Annotated in this window: 8 protein-coding genes; 7 read left to right on the top strand and 1 reads right to left on the bottom strand. The window is 69.9% G+C overall.

Annotated features, from left to right (window positions below; translation table 11 throughout):
- Positions 1 to 1,000, bottom strand: a 1,000-nt coding sequence (locus tag AOK22_RS34235; protein ID WP_055702612.1) for a LacI family DNA-binding transcriptional regulator, incomplete at its 3' end; no start/stop codon positions are given.
- Between the two features lie 305 nt (positions 1,001 to 1,305).
- On the opposite strand from AOK22_RS34235, the gene AOK22_RS34230 reads away from it, so the two are divergent.
- The 7 genes from AOK22_RS34230 to AOK22_RS34200 all read left to right on the top strand — a co-directional run.
- Positions 1,306 to 2,637 carry an ABC transporter substrate-binding protein gene (locus AOK22_RS34230; RefSeq protein WP_055702611.1) on the top strand — a complete coding sequence of 444 codons (1,332 nt, stop codon included), beginning with the start codon at positions 1,306 to 1,308 and terminating at the stop codon, positions 2,635 to 2,637.
- Between the two features lie 5 nt (positions 2,638 to 2,642).
- The gene (locus tag AOK22_RS34225; RefSeq protein WP_079037007.1) at positions 2,643 to 3,662 is read left to right on the top strand and encodes a carbohydrate ABC transporter permease; all 1,020 of its coding nucleotides are present in this window, start codon (positions 2,643 to 2,645) and stop codon (positions 3,660 to 3,662) included.
- Positions 3,663 to 3,671: 9 nt separating this feature from the next.
- Positions 3,672 to 4,571: a carbohydrate ABC transporter permease gene (locus tag AOK22_RS34220; RefSeq protein ID WP_055702609.1), complete on the top strand. Its 900-nt coding sequence runs from the start codon at positions 3,672 to 3,674 to the stop codon at positions 4,569 to 4,571.
- Positions 4,572 to 4,636: 65 nt separating this feature from the next.
- Positions 4,637 to 6,106, top strand: coding sequence for a glycoside hydrolase family 1 protein (locus AOK22_RS34215; protein ID WP_055702608.1), 1,470 nt, complete (start codon positions 4,637 to 4,639; stop codon positions 6,104 to 6,106).
- Positions 6,107 to 6,221: 115 nt separating this feature from the next.
- Positions 6,222 to 7,898, top strand: coding sequence for an aspartate-alanine antiporter (gene aspT / locus AOK22_RS34210; RefSeq protein WP_055702607.1), 1,677 nt, complete (start codon positions 6,222 to 6,224; stop codon positions 7,896 to 7,898).
- A gap of 3 nt (positions 7,899 to 7,901) precedes the next feature.
- Positions 7,902 to 9,605, top strand: coding sequence for an aspartate-alanine antiporter (aspT, locus tag AOK22_RS34205; protein ID WP_055702606.1), 1,704 nt, complete (start codon positions 7,902 to 7,904; stop codon positions 9,603 to 9,605).
- 49 nt (positions 9,606 to 9,654) lie between these two features.
- Positions 9,655 to 11,077: bifunctional aspartate transaminase/aspartate 4-decarboxylase (locus AOK22_RS34200; protein WP_055702605.1), on the top strand; the 1,423-nt coding region annotated here is incomplete at its 3' end.

Genomic DNA, 11,077 nt, shown 5'->3' with positions numbered 1-11,077 from the left:
GGCGGCGGGTGGGCGGCGGGTGGGGGGTCGCGATCTCGGCGAGGAGGACGTCCGTCATGGTGCGGCCCATCTGGGTGATCGGCTGACGCACGCTCGTCAGGGGCGGGTCCATGTGCCGGGCGATCGCCGAGTCGTCGAAGCCGACCAGGGCCACGTCCTCCGGTATCCGGCGGCCGGCGGTGCGCAGCACCTGGCGGGCGCCCGCCGCCATCACGTCCGAGCCCGCGAAGACCGCGTCCAGGGCCGGGGCGCGCTCCAGGAGCTCGGTCATCGCACGGCGCCCGCCCTCCTCCGTGAAGTCGCCCTGCACGATCAGCGCCTCGTCGACCTCGTGGCCCGCGCCCTCCAGCGCGTCGCGGTAGCCGTCCAGGCGGCGCTGGGCGCCGTACACGTCCAGGCGGCCGGTGATCGTGGCTATCGTGCGGCGGCCGCGGTCCAGCAGATGGTCGACGGCCGCGCGGGCCCCCGCGAAGTTGTCCGAGTCCACCGAGGCCAGCGTCTCGTCCGCCGATCTGCGACCGCTGATCACCGCGGGGATCTCCAGCTGCTCCAGCAGGTCGGGCAGCGGGTCGTCGGCGTGCACCGACACCAGCAGGACGCCGTCCACGCGGTGCGCGGCCAGGTACTGGGCCAGGCGCCTGCGCTCCCGGTCCCCGCCCGCGAAGGTCAGCAGGAGCTGCATGTCCGTCTCGGCGAGTGCCTGGCCCACGCCGTGGATGATGTCCGAGAAGTACGGCTCGGCGAAGAAGCGCGACTCCGGCTCGGGGACGACGACCGCGATCGAGTCGGTGCGATTGGCCGCCAGCGCCCTGGCCGCCGTGTTCGGAACATAACCGAGCTCGGCCACCGCCTCCTCGACGGCGGCCCGGGTGCGTTCACTCACCCGCGGCGAGCCGTTGATCACCCGCGACACGGTGCCGCGGCCGACGCCGGCGCGGACCGCGACCTCTTCGAGCGTGGGACGCCCCCCGCTCCGCCCCCTGGGCTGACGAGTCCCCATCTCCCTGCCTCCCAACGACGCGAATCTAACAGCCGGTCACCCGGGCCGGACCCACGGCCCGGCCCCCTGTCTCGCGCGGCTCGGCCGCCGCTCGTCGGATGCCTTCAACTCTTGGCGTCCGTCGCCTTGACACCCCCGCGGCGAGCCGCGACTCTTCAAGACATCACACATGGGAGCGCTCCCATCCTATCTGGCTCTTACACGACCCGCACGTTCCCCGCCCCTGCCGGATATCCCCAACTCGCATTCCCACCACTCCAGTTGACCGAGGGCGGTCGGCACGTTCAGGGCACGAGGAGGACGCAATGCGCTACAGGACTCGTACATCCCGCTCGGTGGCGGTCCTCGCGGCCGTCACCGCCCTCGCCGCCGGCCTGCTCGCCGGCTGTGCCGAGGACAAGGAGGAGCCGGGCGGCTCCTCGGGGGGCGGAGGCGGCGGCGAGGGCAGGACCACCCTCACGATCGGCGTCTTCGGCGCCTTCGGCCTGCAGGAGGCCGGGCTCTACAAGGAGTACGAGCGCCTGCACCCGGACATCAAGATCAAGCAGAACTCCGTGCAGCGCAACGAGAACTACTGGCCCGCCCTGCTCACCCACCTCAGCAGCGGCAGCGGCCTCTCCGACATCCAGGCCGTCGAGGTCGGCAACATCGCCGAGCTGACCACCACCCACTCCGCCAAGCTGATGGACCTCGGCAAGGTGAACGGCGTCGCCAAGGGCGACTTCCTGGACTGGAAGTGGCAGCAGGGCACCACCAAGGACGGCAAGACCATCGGGCTCGGCACCGACATCGGCCCCACGGGCATCTGCTACCGCAAGGACCTCTTCGAGAAGGCCGGTCTGCCCAGCGACCGCGAGGAGGTCGGCAAGCTCTGGGCGGGCGACTGGAAGAAGTACCTCGCCGCGGGCAAGCGGTACCAGGCCAAGGCGCCCAAGGACACCTCCTTCGTGGACGGCGCGACGGGCGTGATGGCGGCCGTGCACGCGTCGGGCACGGAGAAGTTCTACGACAAGAACGGCGAGCTGATCTACAAGGACAGCCCCGCCGTGAAGGAGGGCTGGGACCTCGCGGCCGAGTTCGCCGAGTCGGGCCTGACCGCCAAGCTCCAGCAGTTCCAGCCCAGTTGGGACCAGGCCATCTCCAACGGCTCCTTCGCCACGCTCACTTGCCCGCCCTGGATGCTCGGCTACATCAAGGACAAGGCCGGCGACAAGGGCGAGGACACGTGGGACGTCGCCGCCTCGCCCAGGCCCGGCAACTGGGGCGGCTCCTTCCTGACCGTGCCCGAGGCGGGCAAGAACAAGGAGGAGGCCGCCAAGCTCGCCGCCTGGCTGACCGAGCCCAAGCAGCTCGCCAAGCTCTTCGACGAGCGGGCCAGCTTCCCGAGCGCCGACGCCGCCTACGGCCTGCCCGAAGTGAAGGACGCCAAGAACCCCTACTTCGGCAACGCGCCCGTGGGACAGATCTTCTCCAAGGCCGCCGAGGGCGTGCCGGTCCAGCCCATCGGCCCCAAGGACGGAATCATCTCCCAGTACCTGGCCGACACCGGGATGCTCGGCGTCGACCAGAAGGGAACCGCTCCCGACAAGGCCTGGGACAAGGCCGTGAAGACGATCGACAACGCTTTGGACCAGTGACCGGGATGACGAGCGACGCCAGCACCGCCGCGCCCTCCCAGGGGGAGGAGGGTGCGGCCCCCCGCACCAAGGCCGCGACACGGGCCGCCGACCCCGCCGACGAGCGCCGCAGGGCACGGCGCAGCCGCCGCTACCGCTGGGACATCAAGTGGAGTCCCTATGCCTTCATCACCCCCTTCTTCCTCTTCTCCGTCGCCTTCGGGCTCTTCCCGCTGCTCTACACGGGGTGGGCCTCGCTGCACCGCGTGGAGCTCGGCGCGCCCACCGACATGGAGTGGGTGGGCCTGCGCAACTTCTCCCGGCTCTGGGACGACGAGTTCTTCTGGAACGCGCTGCGCAACACCTTCACCATCGGGCTCCTGTCGACCGTGCCGCAGCTCGCGATGGCGCTGGGCCTGGCCCATCTCCTCAACTACCGCCTGCGCGGCTCGATGTTCTTCCGGGTCGCGATCCTCACCCCGTACGCCACCTCGGTGGCCGCGGCGACGCTGGTGTTCGTGCTGATGTTCAGCCGCACCGACCACGGGCTGATCAACTGGGGCCTCGGCCTGATCGGCGTCGACGCGGTCGACTGGCAGAACGGGGACTGGACCGCGCAGTTCGCCGTCTCCGCGATCGTGATCTGGCGATGGACCGGCTACAACGCACTGATCTACCTCGCCGCGATGCAGGCCATCCCGCACGACCTGTACGAGTCCGCGGCGCTGGACGGCGCGAGCCGCTGGCAGCAGTTCCGGCACGTCACCATCCCTTCGCTGCGGCCGACGATCCTGTTCACCTGTGTCGTCTCGACGATCGGGGCGAGCCAACTCTTCGGCGAGCCGCTGCTGTTCAGCCAGGGCGCGAGCCCCACCGGCGGCTCCGACCACCAGTTCCAGACGCTCGGCCTCTACCTGTACGAGCAGGGCTGGTTCAACCAGCACCTCGGCCGGTCCTCGGCGATCGCCTGGACGATGTTCCTGATTCTCGTGCTGATCGGCCTCGTGAACTGGGTCATCAGCCGCCGGATCCGCAAGAGCGCGTGAGGGGATGACGTGACCACCACTCTGTCCAGCCGGCCCCGCAAGCCGGACACCCGGGACACGCGCCGCCCCAAGAAGCGGGGCGCGGGACGCCAGCTGCACGGCGGCAAGATCACCTACGCCGTGCTGATCCTGTTCACCATCGGCTCGCTCTTCCCGCTGGTGTGGACGGCGATCGCCGCCTCGCGCAACAACACCCGGCTCGCCGAGACACCTCCTCCCTTCTGGTTCGGCGGCAATCTCTTCAAGAACCTGGAGATCGCCTGGACCGACGCCAACATGGGCACGGCCCTGCTCAACACCCTGGTGGTGGCGGGCACCGTCACCATCGGCACCGTGCTCTTCTCCACCCTCGCGGGCTTCGCCTTCGCCAAGCTCCGCTTCCGCTTCCGGGGCTTCCTGCTGCTCCTGGTGATCGGGACGATGATGGTGCCGCCCCAGCTGAGCGTCGTCCCCATGTTCATGGTGGTGGCGGAGCTCGGCTGGACCGATCAGCTGCAGTCCGTCGTCCTGCCCAGCCTGGTCTGCGCCTTCGGGGTGTTCTTCATGCGGCAGTACCTCCAGGAGGCGCTGCCCACCGAGCTGATCGAGGCCGCCCGGGTGGACGGGGCGAGCAGCTGGCGGGTGATCTGGCACGTGGTCTTCCCGGCCGCGCGCCCCGCGATGGCGGTCCTCGCCATGCTCACCTTCGTCATGGCGTGGAACGACTTCTTCTGGCCGATCATCGCCCTGACCCAGGAGGGCGAACCGACCGTGCAGGTGGCGCTCGCCGGGCTCGGCCGCGGGAACATCCCGGACCAGTCCGTGATCATGGCGGGCGCGCTGCTCGGGACGCTGCCGCTGCTGCTCGCGTTCGTGCTGTTCGGCAAGCAGATCGTGGGCGGGATCATGCAGGGCGCGGTCAAGGGCTGACCTGCCCCGCGGCGCCGCCGGCCGCGTCAACTCCTCCTTTCCGTACGACTCATGGGAGCGCTCCTATGTCTTCGTCCACCGTGATCTCGACCTTTCCCGCCGGCTTTCTGTGGGGCGCCGCGACCGCCGCGTACCAGATCGAGGGGGCCGTGCGGGAGGACGGCCGCACCCCGTCGATCTGGGACACCTTCAGCCATACGCCCGGCAAGGTGCTGGGCGGCGACACGGGGGACGTCGCCGTCGACCACTACCACCGGTGGCGCGACGACGTGCGCCTCATGGCGGATCTGGGCCTTTCCGCGTACCGCTTCTCGGTGTCGTGGTCGCGGGTGCAGCCCACCGGGCGCGGGCCCGCCGTGCAGCGCGGGCTCGACTTCTACCGCGCGCTCGTCGACGAGCTGCTCGCGCACGGCATCCGGCCGATGGTCACCCTCTACCACTGGGACCTGCCGCAGGAACTGGAGGACGCCTTCCCCAGCGGCTCGGCGGCCGGCGGCGGCTGGCCGGAGCGGGACACCGCCCACCGCTTCGCGGAGTACGCCGGGATCGTGGCCGGGGCGCTCGGGGACCGCGTGGACATGTGGACCACGCTCAACGAGCCGTGGTGCAGCGCCTTCCTCGGCTACGGCTCGGGCGTGCACGCGCCGGGCCGCACCGATCCCGCCGCCGCCCTGCGCGCGGCTCACCACCTCAACCTCGCGCACGGACTGGGCGCGCAGGCGCTGCGCGGGGTGCTGCCGGGCCGGGCGCGGATCGGCGTCAGCCTCAATCCGAGCGCCGTGCGCCCGCTCACCCCGTCCGCGGCCGACCAGGACGCGCGGCGCCGGATCGACGCGCTGGCCAACCGCGTCTTCACCGGGCCGATGCTGCACGGCGCGTACGACGACGATCTGCTGGCCGACACCGCGCGCGTGACGGACTGGGCCTTCGTCCGGGACGGCGATCTGCGGGCCGTCCACCAGCCCCTCGACTTCCTCGGCATCAACTACTACTCCCCCGCTGTCGTGTCGGCCGTCGAGGCCGACGGGTCCGCGGGGAACGGCCGGCCGCGCCCCGACGGGCACGGCGCGAGCGACCACTCCCCCTGGCCGGGCGCCGACGAACACGTCCTCTTCCACCGGGCGCCCGGTGAACTCACCGCCATGGACTGGCCGGTGGATCCGACCGGTCTCAAGGACCTTCTCCTTGAGTACACCGCTCAGGCCCCCGGGGTTCCGCTCTACGTGACGGAGAACGGCGCGGCCTACGACGACCGCCCCGGCCCCGGCGGCCAGGTCCACGACCCCGAGCGCATCCGCTATCTGCACGGTCACCTCGCCGCCGTGCACGAGGCGATCGCGGCGGGCGCCGACGTCCGCGGCTACTACCTCTGGTCGCTGCTCGACAACTTCGAATGGGCGTACGGCTACAGCAAGCGGTTCGGCGCGGTCCACGTCGACTACGCGACGCAGGCCAGGACCCCGAAGTCCAGCGCCCACTGGTACGCGAAGGTCGCCGCCTCCGGGGAACTGCCGCGGGAGCACGGCATGGGCTGATCCGCCGCCCGGCAGAGCCGCACGGAGCCGAGTGGCAGCCTCCCACTCGGCTCCTTATTTTGCGGATATGCCGCATTCCATACGTAAAGCCACAGAACGGGCACGGTGAGTGCCCGTGGGAGTCCTCCGCGACCATCCCGAGCTCGCGCTCTTCCTCTGTCTCGCCCTCGGCTACCTCGTGGGCAAGCTGCGCGTCGGCCCCATCACCCTCGGCGGCATCTGCGGCACGCTGATCGTCTCGCTGCTGCTGGGCGCCTGGACCGAGGTCACCGTCTCCGACGACGTCAAGACGATCTTCTTCGCGCTCTTCATCTTCGCCCTCGGCTACATGGCGGGACCCCAGTTCTTCGCCAACCTCAACCGCAAGAGCCTGCGCTTCTTCGCGCTCTGCGGGATCGAGCTGGTCAGCGTCCTGGCCATCGCGTTCGGCCTGGCCAAGGCCTTCGACCTGGACGTGGGCACCGCCTCGGGCATCCTCGCGGGCGCCGCCACCGAATCCGCCGTGGTGGGCACGGCCACCGAGTCCATCGCCAAGCTGAGCGGCCTCACCCAGGCGCAGATCACCGAGTACCAGGGGCACGTCGCCACCGCGTACACCGTCTGCTATCTCTTCGGCCTGATCACCATCGTGATCTACACCAGCCAGATCATGCCGATGCTGCTGCGCGTCAACCTCCGGGACGCCTCGCGCGAGCTGTGGGAGAAGATGCGCGGGGGCGGCGGCCTGGAGGCCGACGAGCGTGCCGCGCTGCCCGGCATGGTCGGCCGCACCTATCTGGTGACGGCGGGCGACGGCCGGACCGTCGGCGCCCTGGAGGCCGAGCTGGACGGCCGCGTCACCGTCGAGGCCGTCAAGCGCGGCAGCCGGCTGCTGACGCCCGCCCCCGGCCTGGAGCTGACCCTCTCCGACCTGGTCCTCCTGGTCGGCCGGCGCGCCAACGTCATCGAGGCGGGCCGCCTCCTCGGCCCCGAGACCCCCGGCATCCCCGGCGTCGACACCCCGCTCGCCACCAGCCAGGTCGCCGTCACCGAGAAGACGACGGACGGCCTCACCGTCGACCAGCTCCAGCAGGCCCACCCCGAGTTCGCCGCGGACGGCGTGTACGTCACCGAGGTGCTCCGCGGCGACCAGCACCTGCCCGCGGCCGGCGACACGACGCTGCGGCGCGGCGACGTGCTCACCCTGGTGGGCGCCCGCTCCGGGCTGAACAAACTGGTCGCGCGGATCGGCGCGGTCGTCAAGAACGACGCCACCGACTTCATCTATCTGGGTCTCGGCATCGCGGCGGGCTCCCTGCTCGGGCAGGTCGTCGTGACGTTCGGCGACGTACCGATGTCGCTCGGCACCGGCGGCGGCTGTCTGATCTCCGGGCTGCTCTTCGGCTGGTTCCGCTCCCGCAAGCAGACCTTCGGCGCCTTCCCCCCGCAGGCCGCCGGGACCATCAAGGACATGGGCCTGGCGGTCTTCATCGCCTGTACGGGGCTCGTGTCGGGACCGCAGGCCTGGCCGCTGCTCAAGGAGTACGGGGCGCTGCTCCCGTTCGCCGGGATCGCCATGGTCCTCGTCCCCGCGACCCTCTCCCTGGTCGTCGGGCGCAAGCTCCTGAAGATCGAGAAGCCGCTGCTCATCGGCGCCATCGCGGGCCAGCAGTGCTCGACCCCCGCGATCACCTCCGTCACCCAGGTGGCCCAGAGCTCCGTGCCGATGCTCGGCTACACGATCACCTATGCCCTCTCCAACTTCCTGCTCCCCCTGACCGGGCCGATCCTCGTCGGCGTCCTCGGAGCGTGAGAAATGATCGACTTCCTCGACCGGAACATCTTCCAGCCCCACCCCGAGCTGCTGGTCTTCATCACCGTGGCCCTCGGCTTCCTCTTCGGGAAGCTGCGCTACAAGGCCATCGCGCTCGGCGCGGTCACCGGCTGCCTCGTCGCGGGGCTGCTGCTCGGCGCGCAGTTCAAGGTGACGATCGACGGGACGGTGAAGAACCTCTTCTTCACGATGTTCCTGTTCGCGCTCGGCTACAAGGTCGGCCCGCAGTTCTTCCGCGGCCTGAAGAAGGACGGTCTGCCGCAGGTCCTCAACGCCGTCGTGGTCTGCGTGACGGGCCTGCTCGTCTGCTGGGGCTTCGCGGCCATGCTCGGCTACGGTCCCGGCCTCTCGGCGGGGCTGCTCGGCGGCGCGCTCACCCAGTCCGCCGTGATCGGCGTCGCGCAGGACGCCATCGGCAATCTGCCGGGGCTCTCCTCGGCTGCCGTCAAGGAGCAGGAGAACCTCGTCGCCGTCGGGTACGCCGTCTGCTACCCGCTCGGCACGATCCTGTGCGCGATGCTCCTCGCCAACGTCCTGCCGAAGCTCTACCGCAGGGACCTCGCGGCCGAATCCGCCGCGCTCGCCAAGGAGTTGGACGCCCCGGCCGACGACCCCGACCTCGGCGAGGGCTACTACGAGGTGGTCCTGCGCGCCTACCGCGTCGAGCGGCCCGACGTGGTGGGCCGCACCATCGACGACTTCGAGGACCAGCAGAAGCAGCTGGACCGCCGCCTCTACATCACCGGCGTGCGACGCGAGGGCGCCGTCCTGCCGCACGACCAGAAGACCGTGCTGCGGGCGGGCGACGTCGTGGCCCTGAGCGCGCTCCGCGGCGACCTGGTCACCTATGACGCGCGCACCCACATCGGCGGCGAGGCCGACGACGTCGAGCTGCTCGGCTACCAGACCGAGACCCTGCACGTCGTCGTCTCGGACAAGGCCCAACTCGGCAGGAGCATCGGCGAGTTGCGGGCGGAGCCCTTCATGGTCGGCGTCTACGTCGACAAGGTGTACCGCTCCGGCGCCGAGTTCCCCTACCGGCTCTCCACCAAGCTGGAGCGCGGCGACACCCTCACCCTCACCGGGCCCAAGCGCCTGGTGGACCCGGCGGGCCGGGAGATCGGCAAGCCCGTGCCGACGTCGTTCGCCACCGACATGCTCTGGGTCGGCCTCGGCATCTTCCTCGGCGGCTGCATCGGCATCCCGGCCCTGACCGCGGGCGGCGTGCCGATCTCGCTCTCCACCTCCGGCGGCGCGCTCATCATGGGCCTGGTCTTCGGCTGGATCCGCGGCAAGTACCCCACGTACGGCAATGTCCCGCCCGGCGCCCAGTGGTTCATGGACACGCTCGGGCTCTGTCTGTTCGTCGCGGTCGTCGGCCTGAACGCCGGGCCGAGCTTCACCAGCGGCCTCTCCTCGGCCGGCTGGGGGCTCCTCGTCTTCGGCGCGGTCGCCACCGTGCTACCGCTGATCGTGGGCTTCCTCTTCGGCCACTACGTACAGAAGATCCGCTTCCCGGTCCTCATGGGCGTCCTGGCGGGCGCCCAGACCACCACGGCGGCGATCGGCGCGATCAACGAACAGTCCAAGTCCCAGGTGCCGACGCTCGGTTACACGATCCCGTATGCCGTCGGCAACGTCCTCCTGACGATCTGGGGCGCCGTCATCGTCCTCCTCCACCACTGAGTTCACCGACTTCTCGTAGTCACCGACTTCTCGTAGTTAAGGAAGCACCGTGCCGAAGACCACCTTCACCCGCGAGGAAATCCAGTCGTTCGCACAGCTCAGCCCCTTCGAGCTGAAGGACAAGTTCATCCAGATCGCGCAGGCGGCGCAGGCGGACAAGCCGGGCCAGAAGGAGAAGTCGAGCGCCCAGATGCTCAACGCGGGCCGCGGCAACCCCAACTGGACCGCCACCGGACCGCGCGAGGCCTTCTACGCGCTCGGCTACTTCGCCCTCTCCGAGTCCAGGAGGGTGTGGACGGCCGATAACCTCGGCGGCATGCCGGAGAAGCCGGGCTCCGGCGAGCGCTTCGACACGTTCGTGCGCCGCCACCCCGACCTGCCGGGCATCGAGCTCCTGGAGAAGTGCGTCGCGTACGCCGTCGAGCGCTTCGGCTTCGACCGCGACGCCTTCATCCACGAACTGACCGACAGCTCGATCGGCGACAACTACCCCGTACCGGACCGCATGTTGACGCACACGGAGCAGATCGTGCGCGGCTATCTCGCGGACGAGATGTTCGACGAGAAGCCGCCGTCGGACAATCTGTCGCTGTTCGCCACCGAGGGCGGCACGGCGGCGATGTGCTACATCTTCGACTCGCTGATGAAGAACGGGATCCTGAAGAAGGGCGACAAGATCGCCCTGATGGTGCCGGTGTTCACGCCGTACATCGAGATCCCCGAGCTCGACACGTACGAGTTCGACGTCGTGAACGTCGAGGCGAGCCTGTTCACCGAGACCGGCGTGCGCGAGTGGCGCTATCCCACCGAGGAGGTCGCCAAGCTCGCCGACCCCGCGGTCAAGCTGGTCTGTCTCGTGAATCCGTCCAACCCGCCCTCCCTGGCGCTCAGTCAGCGCGTCGCCGACCAGATCAAGGACATCGTCGCGACCGAGAACCCGAACCTGCTGCTCGTCACCGACGACGTGTACGGCACGTTCGTGGAGGACTTCCGCTCGATCGCCGCCGACCTGCCGCGCAACACCCTGCTCGTGTACTCGTACTCCAAGCACTACGGCTGCACGGGCTGGCGCCTCGGCGTGATCGGCCTGCACGACGACAACGTCGTCGACGAGATGATCGCCGGGCTGCCGCAGACCGAGAAGGACCGGCTCGCCAAGCGCTACGGGACGCTGTCGCTGGAGCCGGAGAAGATCCGCTTCATCGACCGCCTGGTCGCCGACTCCCGGCAGGTCGCCCTCAACCACACGGCGGGGCTCTCGCTCCCCCAGCAGGTGATGATGGCGCTCTTCTCGCTCTTCGACATGCTGGAGGAGGGCCAGGCGTACAAGGCGCGGATCCGCGCGATCGTCAAGCAGCGCCTCGACCTGCTGCTCGAAGGCGCCCAGATGAAGATCGCCGAGGATCCGAAGCGGGCCGGGTACTACATCGAGCTCGACCTGCTCGCCGAGGCCGAGCGCGTCCACGGCCAGG

The sequence above is a fragment of the Streptomyces silaceus genome (genome assembly GCF_001419745.1).
GTDB lineage: Bacteria > Actinomycetota > Actinomycetes > Streptomycetales > Streptomycetaceae > Streptomyces > Streptomyces silaceus.
Note: the sequence above shows the minus strand (reverse complement) of the source record. Positions and strands in the feature narration are given on the sequence as shown.